The sequence below is a fragment of the Pseudomonas sp. P5_109 genome (assembly GCF_034009455.1).
GTDB lineage: Bacteria > Pseudomonadota > Gammaproteobacteria > Pseudomonadales > Pseudomonadaceae > Aquipseudomonas.
This window is the reverse complement of sequence record NZ_CP125380.1, coordinates 6,554,615-6,571,329: the sequence shown is the minus strand read 5'-3', so window position 1 is coordinate 6,571,329 and position 16,715 is coordinate 6,554,615. Positions and strand designations below refer to the sequence as shown.

13 protein-coding genes are annotated in these 16,715 nt (G+C 62.8%); 6 read left to right on the top strand and 7 right to left on the bottom strand.

Going from position 1 to position 16,715, the window contains the following annotated elements; genetic code table 11:
- Positions 1 to 52 precede the first annotated feature (52 nt).
- The 7 genes from QMK54_RS29285 to gshB form a co-directional block, all read right to left on the bottom strand.
- The gene (locus tag QMK54_RS29285) at positions 53 to 1,324 is read right to left on the bottom strand and encodes a dihydroorotase (protein ID WP_320401726.1); all 1,272 of its coding nucleotides are present in this window, start codon (positions 1,322 to 1,324) and stop codon (positions 53 to 55) included.
- Positions 1,321 to 2,325, bottom strand: coding sequence for an aspartate carbamoyltransferase catalytic subunit (locus QMK54_RS29280; protein WP_007939362.1), 1,005 nt, complete (start codon positions 2,323 to 2,325; stop codon positions 1,321 to 1,323). Before QMK54_RS29280 ends, QMK54_RS29285 begins: the two co-directional genes overlap by 4 nt.
- Before the next feature lie 27 nt (positions 2,326 to 2,352).
- A complete protein-coding gene (gene pyrR, locus QMK54_RS29275) occupies positions 2,353 to 2,856 on the bottom strand; it encodes a bifunctional pyr operon transcriptional regulator/uracil phosphoribosyltransferase PyrR (protein ID WP_110660098.1) in 504 nt (167 codons plus the stop codon).
- Positions 2,857 to 2,934: 78 nt separating this feature from the next.
- On the bottom strand, positions 2,935 to 3,372 hold the full coding sequence (gene ruvX / locus QMK54_RS29270) for a Holliday junction resolvase RuvX (protein WP_110660097.1): 438 nt from the start codon (positions 3,370 to 3,372) through the stop codon (positions 2,935 to 2,937).
- Positions 3,372 to 3,944 (bottom strand): YqgE/AlgH family protein, encoded by a 573-nt coding sequence (locus tag QMK54_RS29265; RefSeq protein WP_110660096.1) that lies wholly within the window; start codon positions 3,942 to 3,944, stop codon positions 3,372 to 3,374. The genes ruvX and QMK54_RS29265 overlap by 1 nt, the downstream gene beginning before the upstream one ends.
- A gap of 180 nt (positions 3,945 to 4,124) precedes the next feature.
- A complete protein-coding gene (locus QMK54_RS29260) occupies positions 4,125 to 5,024 on the bottom strand; it encodes an energy transducer TonB (protein WP_110660095.1) in 900 nt (299 codons plus the stop codon).
- Positions 5,025 to 5,088: 64 nt separating this feature from the next.
- Positions 5,089 to 6,042 (bottom strand): glutathione synthase, encoded by a 954-nt coding sequence (gene gshB / locus QMK54_RS29255; RefSeq protein ID WP_110660094.1) that lies wholly within the window; start codon positions 6,040 to 6,042, stop codon positions 5,089 to 5,091.
- Between the two features lie 357 nt (positions 6,043 to 6,399).
- On the opposite strand from gshB, the gene pilG reads away from it, so the two are divergent.
- The 6 genes from pilG to QMK54_RS29225 all read left to right on the top strand — a co-directional run bounded on the left by pilG (position 6,400) and on the right by QMK54_RS29225 (position 16,499).
- Complete coding sequence (pilG, locus tag QMK54_RS29250; RefSeq protein ID WP_103396761.1) at positions 6,400 to 6,804, top strand: twitching motility response regulator PilG; 405 nt, start codon at positions 6,400 to 6,402, stop codon at positions 6,802 to 6,804.
- A gap of 57 nt (positions 6,805 to 6,861) precedes the next feature.
- Complete coding sequence (gene pilH, locus QMK54_RS29245) at positions 6,862 to 7,227, top strand: twitching motility response regulator PilH (protein WP_101209186.1); 366 nt, start codon at positions 6,862 to 6,864, stop codon at positions 7,225 to 7,227.
- A 10-nt stretch (positions 7,228 to 7,237) separates the two neighbouring features.
- Positions 7,238 to 7,777 carry a chemotaxis protein CheW gene (locus tag QMK54_RS29240; RefSeq protein WP_223589692.1) on the top strand — a complete coding sequence of 180 codons (540 nt, stop codon included), beginning with the start codon at positions 7,238 to 7,240 and terminating at the stop codon, positions 7,775 to 7,777.
- Between the two features lie 152 nt (positions 7,778 to 7,929).
- The gene (locus QMK54_RS29235) at positions 7,930 to 9,990 is read left to right on the top strand and encodes a methyl-accepting chemotaxis protein (protein WP_110660092.1); all 2,061 of its coding nucleotides are present in this window, start codon (positions 7,930 to 7,932) and stop codon (positions 9,988 to 9,990) included.
- Positions 9,991 to 10,027: 37 nt separating this feature from the next.
- On the top strand, positions 10,028 to 16,048 hold the full coding sequence (locus QMK54_RS29230) for an Hpt domain-containing protein (protein WP_320401725.1): 6,021 nt from the start codon (positions 10,028 to 10,030) through the stop codon (positions 16,046 to 16,048).
- Positions 16,041 to 16,499: a chemotaxis protein CheW gene (locus tag QMK54_RS29225; protein WP_320401724.1), complete on the top strand. Its 459-nt coding sequence runs from the start codon at positions 16,041 to 16,043 to the stop codon at positions 16,497 to 16,499. Before QMK54_RS29230 ends, QMK54_RS29225 begins: the two co-directional genes overlap by 8 nt.
- Positions 16,500 to 16,715: the final 216 nt, after the last annotated feature.

Genomic DNA, 16,715 nt, shown 5'->3' with positions numbered 1-16,715 from the left:
CAAAACAGGTCTGCTGCGCAGCCCAGCGGGGGCAAGCCCCCTCGCCACAGTGTTACGCCTGGTGGCTGATCCGCCCATCCACCAGGGTGTAACGCACCACACCCGGCAGGCTGTGGCCGATGAACGGGCAGTTCTCGCCCTTCGACAACCAGGTTTCACCGGCGACGGTCGAGGCCGCAGGGTCGAACAGCACGATGTCCGCCGCGCCACCCACCGCCAGTTTGCCTGCCGGCAGGCGCAAGGCCTCGGCAGGGCCGGTGCTCAGGCGCTTGAGCAGCGTCGGCAGGTCCAACAGGCCGTCTTCGACCAGGGTCATCGCCATCGGCAGCAGCAGTTCGACGCTGCTGATGCCCGGCTCGGTGGCGCCGAACGGTGCCAATTTGGCGTCACGCTCATGGGGTTGGTGGTGACTGGAGATCGCCGAGATCACCCCCGATTTCACCGCAGCACGCAGGCCCTCGCGGTCGGCGCGGGTGCGTAGCGGTGGCTGGACGTGATACAGGCTGCTGAAGCCGATCAGAGCTTCGTCGGTCAGGATCAACTGGTACAGGGCGACATCCGCGGTGACCTTCAGGCCCCGGGCCTGGGCCTGGGCGATCAGCTCCACGCCGCGAGCGCTGGTGAGTTGGCTGAAGTGCGCGCGCACGCCGGTCTGTTCAACCAGCAGCAGATCCCGGGCCAGGGCGACGGTCTCGGCACTTTCCGGAATGCCCGGCAGGCCAAGGAAGCTGGCAGTCGGACCTTCGTGAGCCAGACCACCTTCGGCCAGGTCGTGATCCTGGGAGTTGAAAATCACCGTCAGGTCGAAGGTTGCTGCGTAGTCCAGCGCGCGGCAGAGGGTGCGGGTGTTGCGGAAGCTCTCCAGGCCATTGCCGAAGGCCACGCAACCGGCATCGCGCAGGGCCACGAGCTCAGCCAGCTGTTCACCGTCCAGACCTTTGCTCAGGGCGCCAATCGGGAAGACTTTGGTGTTGCCAGCCTCACGGGCGCGGTCGAGGATCAGTTCGGCCACGGCCGAGGTGTCCAGCACCGGTTTGGTTTTTGGCGGGCAGCACAGGCTGGTCACGCCGCCAGCCGCCGCTGCGCGGGTCTCGCTGACGATCGAGCCTTTACGGCTGTAACCCGGCTCGCGCAGGGCAACATTGAGGTCGACCAGGCCGGGAGCGGCCACCAGGCCTTTGGCGTCGATCGTGTCGACGGCGACAAAACCGGCTGGCGCAGCGCCAAGGGCGACGACTTTGCAGGCTTCAATATGGATGTCGGTAACTTGATCCAGGCCACTGGCCGGATCGATCACGCGGGCGCCGAGAATGCTGAGCTTCACTGGGCGTTCTCCTGCTCGAATTGGCGCTGGGCTGTTTGCCCGCTCATGGCCATGGACAGCACGGCCATACGAATGGCGATCCCGTAGGTCACCTGGTTGAGGATCACCGAGTGCGGGCCGTCAGCCACTGCGGACTCGATTTCCACGCCACGATTGATCGGCCCCGGGTGCATCACGATGGCATCGGGCTTGGCGCCGGCCAGGCGTGCGGTGGTCAGGCCGAACAGGCGGTAGAACTCGCCTTCGCTCGGCAGCAGGCCGCCGGTCATGCGTTCACGCTGCAGGCGCAACATGATCACCACGTCGACGTCTTTCAGGCCTTCGGTCATGTCGGTGTAGACCTTCACGCCGTATTGCTCGATGCCGATCGGCAGCAGGGTCTTCGGCGCGATCACACGGATGTCCGGGCAACCGAGGGTTTTCAGGGCCAACATGTTCGAGCGTGCGACCCGCGAGTGCAGGATGTCGCCGACGATGGCCACCGAAAGGTTTTCGAATCCGCCCTTGTGCCGGCGGATGGTCAGCATGTCGAGCATGCCCTGGGTCGGGTGCGCGTGCCGGCCGTCGCCACCGTTGATGATCGCCACCTGCGGGCAGACATGTTCGGCGATGAAGTGCGCGGCCCCGGAATCACCGTGACGCACGACGAACATGTCGGCGGCCATGGCTTCGAGGTTGCGCAGGGTGTCGAGCAGGGTTTCGCCCTTGCTCGCCGACGACGTCGACACGTTGAGGGTGATCACGTCCGCTGAGAGCCGCTGGGCCGCCAGTTCGAAGGTGGTGCGGGTGCGGGTCGAGTTCTCGAAGAACACGTTGCATACGGTCTTGCCGCGCAGCAGCGGGACTTTCTTCACGGCCCGGGCGCCGACTTCGAGGAAGGAGTCGGCGGTGTCGAGGATTTCCGTCAACAGCTCGCGGCGCAAACCGTCGAGCGAGAGGAAGTGGCGCAGCTGGCCCTGATCATTGAGCTGCAGCGGGCGCTTGGTTTCTAGAGGCGTCATCGCAAGGGGGACTCTCAATAGGGCGAATTAAAGGGCGAGGTCTTGCAGTTCGAGCGCGAGCTCCGGGCCGGACAGCTTCACCCGTTCGTGGGCAGCCAGCGACAGGGTCGCGCCAACCACGTTCGGGCGGATCGGCAGTTCGCCGGCGTCCAGGTCCAGCATGCACACCAGCGTTACGCTGGCCGGGCGGCCGTAGTCGAACAGTTCGTTCATGGCGGCGCGGATGGTCCGGCCGCTCATCAGCACGTCGTCGATCAGCACCAGGTGCTGGCCTTCGATCTCGAACGGCAGCGCGGAAGGGCGAACCTGCGGGTGCAGGCCGTTCTGGCTGAAATCGTCGCGGTAGAAGGATACGTCCAGGGTGCCGAGGGGCTCATCGCTGCCCAGCTCCTTGAGCAGGGCTTGGGCCACCCAGACGCCGCCGGTACGAATGCCGATGTAACGCGGTTCGCTGATGCCTCGTTTGGCCAGATAGGCGTCAAGTCGGGTTGCCATCTGGCTGATCAGTTCGGCGGGATTGGGCAGGCTCATGGTTGCTCCTTCTTGGGCCCGAGCCGGCTTGTGCGGGAGTGGCTCGGGTTGTAGCTAAGAGAGACGCGCAGCGGCTCTTCAGGATTCAAACAGTGCGGTGTTTTCGTCCAGCCAGCCTTGCAGTAGCAGGGCGGCGGCGATGGCATCGACCGGGTTGTCGCGGTAACTGCCTTTCTGGCCACCACGAGCCAGGCGTTCGCCCTTGGCCTCGAAGGTGGTCAGGCGTTCATCGTGGGTATAGAAGGGCAGGTTGAAGCGGCCGTTCAGGCGCCGGGCGAACTTTTCCGCGCGGGCGCACATGTCGCTGGGCGTGCCGTCCATGTTCAACGGCAGGCCGACCACCACGGCATCGGGCTTCCACTCTTTGATGAGGGCTTCGACCTGGTTCCAGTCGGGGATGCCGTTCTGCGCTTTCAGGGTGCACAGTTCACGGGCCTGGCCGGTCACCACCTGGCCGACCGCAACGCCAATCTGTTTGGTGCCGTAGTCGAATCCGAGAATCAACCGCAGGGCCATCAGGCGTGCCCCGCCTGGCTGGTCAGCAGGCTGAGGTTGACGCCCAGGTGCTTGGCCGCCGCTTCCAGGCGCAGTTCGCTGCTGGTGTTGAACAGGATGTCCGCGTCAAACGGGCAGTTCAGCCAGGCATTCTGTGCCAGTTCGGCTTCCAGCTGCCCGGCTTCCCAACCGGCATAGCCGAGGGCAATCAGGCTTTTTGCCGGGCCGACGCCATCAGCGATGGCGAACAGAATGTCCTGGGTGGTCGACAGGGATAACTCGTCTTCCAGATCAACGGTTGCCTGGAACGTCAGCCCCTTGGGGTGAAGGACGAAGCCACGATCGGTCTGCACCGGGCCGCCGATAAAGATCGGCACATGCTGGCAGAGCGCTGGCGGTTCGATATCCGGGCGCAATTGCTCAAGGATATCGGCCAGGCTCAGCTCTTGCGGACGGTTGACGACCAGCCCCATGGCCCCATTGGCCGTGTGCTCGACGATATAGGTCAAGGTGTGCGCAAAGTTCGGGTCGGCCATGTGCGGCATGGCGATCAGGAATTGATGCTTGAGGTAGCTGGGGCTGACGTTTTTCATGTGCGCTAGTGTGGCGTTCGAGGGGCGAACTGACAAGCTGGGGATGGCGCATTTTGGTAGTCGACACCGATCAAATGTGGGAGCGGGCTTGCTCGCGAAGGCGTCGTGTCAGTCGACATTTATATTGAATGACAGACCGCATTCGCGAGCAAGCCCGCTCCCACAGGGGGTTGCGGTGAATCAATTGCTGGAGAGTCGATCCCCGCGGGCAAATTTCCAGGTGCGGATGATCTCCAGCCGGTCAATATCCGACAGATCACCGGTAAACGGTGCAAACGGCGCCGCCAGCCGGACGATCCGTTGCGCCGCCTGGTCCAGCAGGGGCTGGCCTGAAGACTCCAGCACCAGCACTTCATACAGCGAACCGTCGCGATTGATCGACACCATCAAGCGCAAGTTGCCGTAGATCTGCTTGCGCCGCGCTTCGTCGGGGTAGTTGAGGTTGCCGATGCGCTCGACTTTCTTGCGCCATTCGTCCTTGTACCAGGCGCCCTTGTCGCGCATGGTCGAGGCCGCGCTCAAGCGGTGAATGCGCGGGCGTTTGGCGTACAGCTGTTGTTCGGCGGCCAGTTCCGCTTCGAGGCTGGCGATGTCACTGGACAGCTGCTCGCTGTCGAACGTCGGTGCCTGGACCTGAGGCTTGACCTCGGTCTTGGGTTCCTCGGTCTTGGCCGGGGCTTTTTTCGGCTTCGGCGCCACGGTGGTCACGGCAGCCTTGGGCGGGGCTTCCTGTACTTCGGGCTTGGCGGCCGGCGGTGGCGTGACTTTCTGTACCTTGTTGTCCTGGAATGGCGCGACCTCGGTGGTCTTGGGAATCGCCTTTTTAGCCAGGGTGCCGCTGCCTTGCTGATTCTCCTGGGCCAGGAAATCGGCTTTCTCGGGCTTCTTTTCGCTTTTGAAGGTGGCGAGGGTGATTTCCAGGGTCTTGCTGATCTGCTTGGGCTCGACCACTGCAAACCCGATACCCAACAGCAAGGCCAGATGGATCAGCGCGGCCAGGAATAGGGTAAAACCGAGGCGATCGGCCGGGCGCACGCCACGATGGGCGAGTTCGACAGGCAGATCGGACGGGAGGGTCATGACAAAAAAACCAACATCGCGTTTTCACAGGCCGCGCATGATAACGCAATGTTGGTTTGGCTAATCAACGTGCCTTGAGCTTCTGATCGATGGCATCCATCAACATGCCGCCAATATCGGTGCCAAACGCGTTATCAATTTCGCGAATGCAGGTCGGGCTGGTGACGTTGATCTCGGTCAGGTGCTCGCCGATCACGTCCAGGCCAACGAACAACAGGCCTTTTTCACGCAGGGTCGGGCCGACTTGCGCGGCGATCCAGCGGTCCTTGTCGGTCAGCGGGCGGGCTTCGCCACGGCCACCGGCGGCGAGGTTGCCACGGGTTTCGCCCTGGGCCGGGATCCGCGCCAGGCAATAATCCACAGGCTCACCGTCGATCATCAGGATGCGCTTGTCGCCGTCCTTGATGGCCGGCAGGTAGGCCTGGCCCATGATCTGCTGGGCGCCGAGGGCGGTCAGGGTTTCGAGGATCACCGACAGGTTCGGGTCGCCCGCGCGGTGACGGAAAATCGATGTGCCGCCCATGCCGTCCAGTGGCTTGAGGATCACATCGCCGTGTTTGGCGGCGAATTCGCGCAGTACGTCGGCGCGGCGGCTGACCACGGTCGGCGGGGTGCACTGCGGGAACAGCGTGGCGAACAGCTTTTCGTTGCAGTCGCGCAGGCTTTGCGGCTTGTTGACCACCAGCACGCCGGCGCGCTCGGCTTGTTCCAGCAGATAAGTGGAGTAGACGAACTCCATGTCGAACGGCGGATCCTTGCGCATCAGGATCACGTCCAGATCGCTCAGCAGCGCATCGCTTTCGGCACCCAGTTCGAACCATTTTTCCGGGTTGGCGAACACCTGCAGCGGACGCATCCGCGCCCGGGCCTCACCTTCGCCTTGGTACAAGTCGCGCTGTTCCATGTAGAACAGCTCCCAGCCACGCTTCTGCGCGGCCAGCAACATGGCCAGCGAGCTATCCTTTTTATAGGAAATGCTGGCGATAGGGTCCATGACAATCCCGACGCGAACGCTCATTGGGTTTTCCTCGAAATTTTGGGGCGAGAACCGCCTTTCTGTAGGAGCGAGCCTGCTCGCGATGAACTCAAGGACACCGCGGGGTGTCAGGTTTCCCGCGTCATCGTTGACGTCCATCGCGAGCAGGCTCGCTCCTACAATTAAAAGCAGCGATGCCGTATAAAAGTGGCGTCAGAGTGGCGCTGAGTGTGTTCCCGGTCAAGGAAAAACCACCTTGCGGGTCGGCCGATAGATTGGTTCTGGAGACTGTGCTAAAAAGGCTGCCATGTCGTGCTGGCCCTTGAGCACCAAGGGTTTCGAGCCGCGTTAACCGGCAAACGGACAAATAGTTTCGCAAAGGCGACGGTAGAGCATTTTATGGAACAGCACCCCAGCGCCTTGAAGGTCATGGTGATCGATGATTCGAAGACGATTCGTCGCACCGCCGAAACGCTGCTCAAGAATGTGGGTTGTGAGGTCATCACGGCCATCGACGGTTTTGATGCCTTGGCCAAGATTGCCGACAACCACCCCGGCATCATCTTTGTCGACATCATGATGCCGCGCCTGGATGGCTACCAGACCTGCGCCCTGATCAAGAACAACAGCGCGTTCAAGTCCACGCCGGTGATTATGCTGTCATCCAAGGACGGCCTGTTCGACAAGGCCAAGGGGCGCATCGTCGGCTCTGACCAGTTTTTGACCAAGCCTTTCAGCAGGGAAGAATTGCTTGATGCGATCCAGGCTCATGTTCCTGGTTTCGCCGCCGTTTTGCCGCAGTAGGACACGCACAGTGACGCTCGGCCATCGGGCCCGGCGTCGACAAGAATGGGGAAGACCATGGCACGTATTCTGATCGTCGATGATTCGCCGACCGAAATGTACAAACTGACCGGCATGCTGGAAAAGCACGGTCATGAAGTGTTGAAAGCAGAAAACGGCGCCGACGGCGTGGCCCTGGCCCGCCAGGAAAAACCCGACGCGGTCCTGATGGACATCGTCATGCCCGGCCTCAACGGCTTCCAGGCGACACGTCAGCTGACCAAGGACCCCGAAACCGGGCACATTCCGGTGATCATCATCACCACCAAGGATCAGGACACCGACAAGGTCTGGGGCACGCGCCAGGGTGCCAAGGACTACCTGACCAAACCGGTCGACGAAGACACCCTGATCAAAACCCTGAACAACGTGTTGGCCGGTTGATCTTCAGGTCATGAACGAGTCGCTGACGGCTTTCGAGCTGCTGCTGCAAATCGACCAGCGCTGTCGTTTGCTGGCGGCGGACTTGCCGTCCCAGCCACCCCGGCGGGACAGTTGGAGCGGCATCGGTTTTCGCCTGGGCGAGCACTGGTATGTCGCGCCCATGAGCGAAGTCAGCGAAGTCTTGCATGAGCCGCGTTTCACCCAGCTACCGGGGGTCAAGTCCTGGGTCAAGGGCGTTGCCAACCTGCGCGGGCGTTTGCTGCCGATCATGGATTTGTGCGGCTTCTTCGGGCACGAGCTTTCGGCGGTGCGCCGACAGCGGCGGGTGTTGGTGGTGGAGCATGAAGAGGTGTTTGCCGGGCTGCTGGTCGATGAAGTCTTCGGCCTCCAGCACTTTGCCCAGGACAGCCTGGAGCCGGTGCCGGCAGACGAGTTGAAGGGGCCGATGGCGACGTTCGTCAAGGGCCGGTTTCAGCGCGAGCAGTGCTGGCAGGTGTTCAGCCCGTTTGCGTTGACGCAGTCCCAGGGATTCATGAGCGTCGCGGTGTAAGCGGAACAACAGAGAACCAATGTGGGAGCGGCTTGCTCGCGAAGAGGGCAGTCCATTCAACATTGATATTGGCTGATCTACCGCTTTCGCGAGCAAGCCCGCTCCCACAGGGTCTCGGGTAAGCGCAGAAGTTGCTTAACAGGCGAGGACCGATGATAAAAGCAAAAGCAGGCAAGCCAATGGAAGGGTCGCGCAGCCGGTCGCAGATTATCGTGCTGTTCATCGCGCTGATCGTCTTCATCATGCTGCTGTTCGCCAACTTCGCGTACCTCAACACCCAGGCTACCTACGACAAACAGTACATCGGCCACGCCGGCGAGCTGCGCGTGCTGTCCCAGCGCATTGCCAAGAACGCCACCGAAGCCGCCGCCGGCAAGGCTGCCGCGTTCAAGTTGCTCAGCGATGCGCGCAACGACTTTGCCCGGCGTTGGGGTTATCTGAAGAAGGGCGACCCGGCCACCGGCCTGCCGCCGGCCCCCGCCACCGTGCGTCCAGAGATGCGCGCAGTGCAACAGGACTGGGAACGCCTGCTGAAAAACACCGACGCGATTCTCTCCAGCGAACAAACCGTATTGTCGCTGCATCAGGTCGCCGCGACCCTGGCCGAAACCGTGCCGCAGTTGCAGGTCGAGTACGAAAAGGTCGTCGAGATTCTCCTGCAGCGGGGCGCCCCGGCGGCCCAGGTCGCGATGGCCCAGCGCCAATCACTGTTGGCCGAGCGGATCCTCGGCGCGGTCAACACGGTATTGGCCGGCGACGAAAACTCACAGCAGGCCGCCGATGCGTTCGGACGTGACGCAACGCAGTTCGGCAAGGTGCTCAACGGCATGCTGCAGGGCGACCCGGCGCTCAAGGTCAGCCAGGTCGAAGACCACGACGCCCGTGCGCGACTCGCGGAAATCGCCGAGCTGTTCGAGTTCGTCTCCGGCTCGGTGGACGAGATCCTCGAAACCTCGCCGGAGCTGTTCAAGGTCCGCGAATCGGCCTCGAACATTTTCAGCCTGTCGCAAACCCTGCTCGACGAGGCCTCACACCTGGCCAGCGGTTTTGAAAACATGGTCGGCGGACGCACCACCGATACCATTGGCGGTTATGTGCTGGGCTTGCTGGCGCTGACTTCGATCATCCTGATCGGCCTGGTGATGGTGCGCGAAACCAATCGTCAGCTGCGCGAAACCGCCGAGAAAAACGAGCGTAACCAGAACGCGATCATGCGCTTGCTCGACGAGATCGAGGACCTCGCCGACGGCGACCTCACGGTGACGGCCTCGGTGACCGAAGACTTTACCGGCACCATCGCCGACTCGATCAATTACTCCGTCGACCAGCTGCGCGATCTGGTCGCGACCATCAACCTCACCGCCGGCCAAGTGGCCGCCGCCGTGCAGGAAACCCAGGCCACCGCCATGCACCTGGCCCAGGCGTCTGAGCACCAGGCCCAACAGATTTCCGAGGCCTCCACGGCGATCAACGACATGGCCGAGTCCATCGACCAGGTGTCGGCCAACGCGGCGGAATCTTCGGCGGTTGCCGAGCGCTCGGTGGAGATCGCCAACAAGGGCAACGAGGTGGTGCATAACACGATCCACGGCATGGACAACATTCGCGAGCAGATTCAGGACACCGCCAAGCGCATCAAGCGCCTGGGCGAGTCGTCCCAGGAAATCGGTGACATTGTCAGCCTGATCGATGACATTGCCGACCAGACCAACATCCTTGCCCTCAACGCGGCCATCCAGGCGTCCATGGCCGGTGACGCCGGTCGCGGTTTCGCGGTGGTCGCCGATGAAGTGCAACGCCTGGCCGAGCGCTCATCCGCCGCCACCCGGCAGATCGAAACCCTGGTGCGGGCGATCCAGACCGACACCAACGAAGCGGTCATCTCCATGGAGCAGACCACGACCGAGGTGGTGCGTGGCGCCCGTCTGGCGCAGGATGCCGGTGTGGCACTGGAGGAAATCGAAGGCGTGTCGAAGACGCTCGCGGCGCTGATCCAGAGCATTTCCAATGCGGCGCAGCAGCAGACGTCGTCGGCCGGCCAGATCTCCCTGACGATGAACGTGATCCAGCAGATCACCTCGCAGACGTCGTCGGGTTCCACTGCCACGGCCGACAGCATCGGCAACCTGGCGAAAATGGCCAGCCAGTTGCGCCGTTCGGTGTCCGGCTTCACCTTGCCGGCGGCCAAGGCGCAGGTTGTGGACAAGGCGTGAACCGCCCGCAGGTAGAACTATTGTGACTGGAGTGGTTATGGGTGATCGGCACGACTATGTGGCCCTCGAGTGGGTCAAGGGCGAGATTGCCGAAACGCTGAAACAGGCTCATCACGCGATTGAAAACCTGCTCGATGACCCGCAGGCGACCCAAGCGCTGGATGATTGCCTTTCGTGCATCCATCAGGTCCACGGCAGCTTGCAGATGGTCGAGTTCTACGGTGCGGCGTTGCTCGCCGAAGAAATGGAACAATTGGCCGTGGCCTTGCAGGGCAATCGTGTCAGCCATCGCGACGAGGCGTTGCACCTGTTGATGCAGGCCCTCGGGCAGTTGCCGATCTACCTGGACCGGGTGCAAGGCGCGCGTCGCGATTTGCCCTTGGTGGTGTTGCCCCTGATCAACGACCTGCGCAGTGCCCGTGGTGAAAGCCTGCTGTCGGAAACCAGCCTGTTCAGCCCGCAATTGCCGGAGTTGCCAGCGCTGGACGCACAAGCGCTGGCGCAGCTGGAACCGGCCGAATTACCCAATGTGCTGCGCAAGTTGCGGCAGATGCTGCAAATGGCGCTGGTCGGCTTCCTGCGTGAGCAAGACAACGACACCAACCTCGATTACCTGGCCAAGGTCTTCGCCCGCCTCGAAGCGCTGTGCGCCAATGCGCCCCTGAGCCCGTTGTGGCAGGTGGCATCGGCGCTGGTCGAAGGCATGCAGGGCGGCGCGATCGCCAACAGCCCGGCCTTGCGCAGCCTGTTCAAGGATGCCGACAAGGAACTCAAGCGCCTGCTCGAACAAGGCATGCACGGCATCAACCAATCGGCCCCGCCGGAGCTGCTCAAGAGTTTGCTCTTCTACATTGCCAAGGCCGAACATCCCACCGGGCAGATGCTGACCATGAAAGAACGCTACTCACTGGACGAGGCGCTGCCTGACAGCGCGATGGTCGATGAAGAACGCGCGCGGCTGGCCGGTCCTGACCGTGACGCCATGCGCTCGGTCCTGGCGGCGCTGTGCGAAGAACTGGTGCGGGTCAAGGAGCGTCTGGATCTGTTCGTGCGCAGTGACCGCCAGCACACGTCTGACCTCGAAAGCCTGCTGGCGCCGCTGCGGCAAATCGCCGACACCCTGGCAGTCCTGGGCTTCGGCCAGCCGCGCAAGGTGATCATCGACCAACTGGCGGTGGTGCTCAGCCTCGCACAGGGCCAGCGCGAACCCAACGATGCGATCCTCATGGACGTTGCCGGGGCCTTGCTGTACGTCGAAGCGACACTGGCCGGCATGGTCGGGACCGTGGAGCCGGAGAGCCAGGATGACAATCGCCTGCCAACCACCGACCTGACGCAGATCCATCAGATCGTGATCAAGGAGGCCCGCATCTGTTTACAGCAGGCCAAGGACATGATCGTCGACTACATCGACGCCGATTGGGACCGCCAGCATTTGCAGGCGCTGCCGGCCTTGCTGACCCAGGTGCGCGGCGCCCTGGCGATGATTCCGTTGAGCCGGGCGGCGAGCCTGGTGGAAACCTGCAATCACTTCATTCGCGAGCACCTGTTGTTCGAGCCGGGTCAACCGGGCTGGCAGGAGCTGGACAGCCTTGCCGACGTGATCACCAGCATCGAGTACTACCTCGAACGTCTCAGTGATGACCCGCAAGCGCAGGGCGAAAACCTGCTCGATGTCGCGGAAAAAAGCCTGGCGAGCCTCGGCTTTTTCCCCAGTGAGCAGCATGTGCCGGTGCTTGATGAGGTGCTCAACCCGAGCGAAGCGCAGGTCCTGCAGATGATGCGGGAGCTGGAAGATCCGCAGACCGTCCAGACCCTGGCCGATGTGCTTGCCAGCCCGGTTTCGAGCCTGAACCCGCCCGCGCTGAACACCCCGGGCAGCCTGCTGCCGCCGCCCGCAGGCGAAGAGCCGGTGGACGAGGAACTGCGCGAAGTGTTCCTCGAAGAAACCGACGAAGTCCTGGAAATCCTGCGCGAGTACTTGCCGCGCTGGTCGGCCAACCCTGACAACCACTCGGCCCTGAGTGAGCTGCGCCGCGCCTTTCATACCCTCAAGGGCAGTGGCCGCATGGTCCGCGCCCTGGTACTGGGCGAGTTGGCCTGGGCGGTGGAAAACCTGCTCAACCGCGTACTGGAAGACAGCGTGGAGCCGGGCGCTACGGTGCAGCAACTGATCGGCGATGTGCTGCATCTGCTGCCGGAGCTGGTGGCTGAATATGCCGCCAATGCCCAGCGTCAGCGCAACGATGTCGATCAGTTGGCCGCCCGTGCCCATGCCCTGGCCAAGGGCGATGAACCGGTGTCCGATGAGGATACCCAAGACGTCGCGGCCCTCGACCCGCTGTTGCTGGAGATCTTCCGCAAAGAGGCCGAAACCCATCTGGGCAGCCTCAATCGCTTCCTTGATCAGGCCGCCGAACATGTACCGCTGCAGGCCAGCGACGAATTGCAGCGCGCCTTGCACACCCTCAAGGGCAGTGCCTCCATGGCCGGTGTCTTGCCGATTGCCGAGCTGGCCACACCGCTGGATCAACTGGCCCGGGAATACAAGGCGCACCTGATCGCACTGGACCTGGATGAAGTCGAATTGCTGCTGGAGGCAGAAGGGCTGTTCCGCCTTGGTTTGCGCCAGCTCAAACGCGATCCGTTGGCGGAAATTCCCGGCGCGCGGAGTTTGATCGAACGCGCCAGGGCGCTGCTGGCCGAGCGTCTGGAAAACCTCCTGAATACCCCGAACACCGGGCTGCGGGTCAAGCGCGATCCGCAACTGATCAACAACTTCCTCGCCCAGGGCATGGACATCCTGCTGGATGCTGAAAGCCTGTTGCAGCGCTGGCAGCAACACCCCGGCGAACGTCAGGAACTCAGCGCGCTGCTGGACGAATTGACCACCCTCGGCGAAGGCGCCCATCTGGCCGATTTGCACCCGGTGGATGAGTTGTGCGAGGCGTTGCTCGATCTCTACGGTGCCGTGGAAGAAAGCAGCCTCGCGGTCAGCGAGCGGTTTTTCCATGAGGCACAGGGTGCTCACGAAGCGCTGATCAACATGCTCGACGAACTGGCCGCCGGTCAGGAAGTCAGCCCGCAACCGCAACGGATCAGGGCCTTGCGCGAGCTGCTCGACGAGAGCCTCGACCCGTCGGCCATGGGCCTGATCCGCAGCGATGGCAGCCGCAGCCTGAGCATCCGCGAACTGGGCGCAGCCACCGCCGAACTGGAGCACACGCTGCCCCCTGCACCTGTAGGAGCGAGCTCGCTCGCGATGGACTCAAAGGCGCCGCGTTTATCCAATGACAACACGTCATCGTTAACGCCCATCGCGAGCGAGCTCGCTCCTACAGGAGAGGGGCGTGGGCTGGACGATGAAATCGTGGCGATCTTCCTTGAGGAAGCGGTGGATATCCTCGAAAGCGCCGGTCAGGCCTTGCAGCGCTGGTTGCGCGATTCGGACAACGCCGCGCCGCTGTCGTCCCTGCAACGGGATCTGCACACCCTCAAGGGCGGCGCGCGCATGGCCGAGGTCGGGCCGGTCGGCGATCTGGCCCATGAGCTGGAAAACCTTTACGAAGGGCTGGTAGATCGTCGCTATGCCTTCAGCGAGTCACTGGCGGTGCTGTTGCAGCACAGCCATGACCGTTTGGCGCAGTACCTTGAGCAGCTACAGCACCGCCAGCCGTTGGACGACTGCGCCGAACTGATCGAGGCCATTCGCGCCTACCGGCAGGGCCATGCGGGCACCACCGAGGTCAGCGAACCGGCGGCCACCCAGGATTCGGCCGCCCATGATCCCGAATTGCTGGAGATCTTCCTCGAGGAAGGTTTCGACATCATCGAAAGCTCCGGGGCGGCGCTGGAGCGCTGGCAGGCCCAGCCTGCGAATCGCCAGGAAGTGGAAACCCTGCTGCGCGATCTGCACACCCTCAAGGGCGGCGCGCGCATGGTGGAAATCGCCGCGATTGGCGATCTGGCCCATGAACTGGAGTTCCTCTACGAAGGCCTGTCCACTGGCATGTTGCAACCGACGGCGCCGTTGTTTGCGCTGTTGCAGCGCAGCCATGACCGCCTCGCGCAGATGCTCGACGCGGCCCGCGCCGGTGAGCCGATGCCGCCGGCCGACCGCTTGATCGATGCGATCAAGAACTTCAGCCACCCGGCGGTGCCTGAAGCGTCCACGCCGGTTGCGCCATCGACCACGCCCAAGGCCGAGCCGCTGGCGTCGCCGTCCGATGCCGGCGCCGACATGGTCAAGGTCTCGGCGGAACTGCTCGACGATCTGGTCAACCTGGCCGGTGAAACCTCGATCTTGCGTGGCCGCATCGAACAGCAGGTCAACGATGCGCACATCGCCCTGAGTGAGATGGAGACCACCATCGAGCGCATGCGCGACCAGTTGCGCCGCCTCGATACCGAAACCCAGGGGCGGATCCTCAGCCGTCAGCAGGTCGACGCCGAACGCCTGGGCTACGAAGAATTCGACCCGCTGGAAATGGACCGCCATTCACAGTTGCAGCAACTGTCCCGTGCGCTGTTCGAATCGGCCTCTGACTTGCTCGACCTCAAGGAAACCCTTGAGCGACGCAATCAGGATGCGGAAAATTTGCTGCAACAGCAGGGCCGCATCAACACCGAGTTGCAGGAAGGCCTGATGCGTACGCGCATGGTGCCATTCGAGCGCATGCTCCCGCGTTTGCAGCGCATCGTCCGGCAGGTGGCCGACGAACTTGGCAAGGACGTGGATTTCATCGTCGATAACGCCGAAGGCGAGATGGATCGCAACGTCCTTGAGCGCATGGCCGCGCCGCTGGAGCACATGCTGCGCAACGCCGTCGACCACGGCCTGGAGTCCGTCGAAGCACGGCTGGCGGCGGGGAAACCGGCCAAGGGCAAGATCACCCTCGATCTGCTGCGCGAAGGTGGCGATATCATTTTCGATATCTGCGACGATGGCGCCGGTGTGCCGCTGGACGCCGTGCGGCGCAAGGCGATCAAGCGCGGCCTGCTGTCCCCGGACAGCGTCATCAGCGATCACGACGTGTTGCAGTTCATCCTGCAGCCGGGGTTTTCCACCGCCGAGAAAGTCACCCAGATCTCCGGGCGCGGCGTCGGCATGGACGTGGTGCACGAAGAGGTGCGGCAACTGGGCGGCACCATGAGCATCGACTCGGTGCCCGGGCAAGGCGTGCATTTCCGCATTCGCCTGCCGTTCACGGTATCGGTCAACCGGGCGTTGATGGTGCAGTGCGGTGAGGATCAATATGCGATTCCGCTCAATACCATCGACGGCATCGTTCGTGTCCTGCCCATTGAACTCGAAGGGTATTTCCGTTTCGATTCGCCCACCTACGAATACGCCGGGCAACGTTACGAGCTGTGCTATCTGGGTGAGCTGCTGAAAACCAGCCCGCGCCCGAAGCTGTTGGGCCAGAGCCTGCCGTTGCCGGTGCTGCTGGTGCAGTGCAACGAACGGCACATCGCGGTGCAGGTGGATGCCATGGCCGGCACCCGTGAGATCGTGGTCAAGAGCCTGGGGGCGCAATTCGCGGCGGTGCAAGGGGTGTCCGGAGCGACAATTCTCGGCGATGGCCGGGTGGTGCTGATTCTGGATTTGCTGGCGCCGATCCGTGCCATGCAGGCCCGTGTGCCCCAGCGTCCGGCGGGGCAAGAAGTCGAGGCCGAACCGCATCGGCCGCTGCTGGTGATGGTGGTCGACGACTCGGTCACCGTGCGCAAGGTCACCAGCCGTTTGCTCGAACGCCACGGCATGAACGTGCTGACCGCCAAGGACGGAGTCGACGCCATGCTGCTGCTGGAAGAGCACATGCCCGACCTTATGCTGCTGGACATCGAGATGCCACGCATGGATGGTTTCGAAGTCGCGACCCTGGTGCGCAACGACGAACGCCTGCAACACCTGCCGATCATCATGATCACTTCACGTACCGGACAGAAACACCGCGATCGCGCCATGGCCATCGGCGTCAACGACTACCTCGGCAAGCCGTACCAGGAATCGGTGCTGCTCGAAAGCATCGCCTTGTGGAGCAAGACCCATGCTTGAGCACCGCACCAGCAACCTCACCGGCCTGCTGCTGCCATTGGCCGACCGCAACCTGATCCTGCCCAACGTCGCCGTTGCCGAGCTGATCGATTACCAGCCACCGGGGACTTTCGACCTCGACACGCCGCCGTGGTACCTGGGCCTGGTGACGTGGCGCGATCGACAGATTGCGCTGCTGAGTTTCGAGTCGGCCTGCGGGCAGAAAATCGTCATTGGCGAGCGTGCGCGGATTGTCATCCTCAACACCCTCGGCGGGCGCCCCGAACTGAAATTCATCGCCCTGCTGGTGCAGGGCATTCCGCGCTCCTGCAAGCTCGACAGTCAGTTGAGTTATGTGGATGTGCCGTTGTGTGCGCTGGAGCAGGCGGCGGTGCAGGTGGGGGATCAGGTGGCGAAGGTGCCGGATCTGTTGGCGCTGGAAGCGTTGCTGGTGGGGGCGGGGTTAATCTGACCGAACCCCTGTGGCGAGGGTAATGCTGTTCAGTTAAGGAAATTGTAGGAGCGAGCTTGCTCGCGATGGACTCAAGAGCGCCGCGTTTAGCCAGTAAATACGCGTTATCGTTAACGACCATCGCGAGCAGGCTCGCTCCTACAGAGGACCACATTCGCTTAAGTGAACAGCATTACGGTGGCGAGGGAGCTTGCTCCCGCTGGGTCGCGAAGCGGC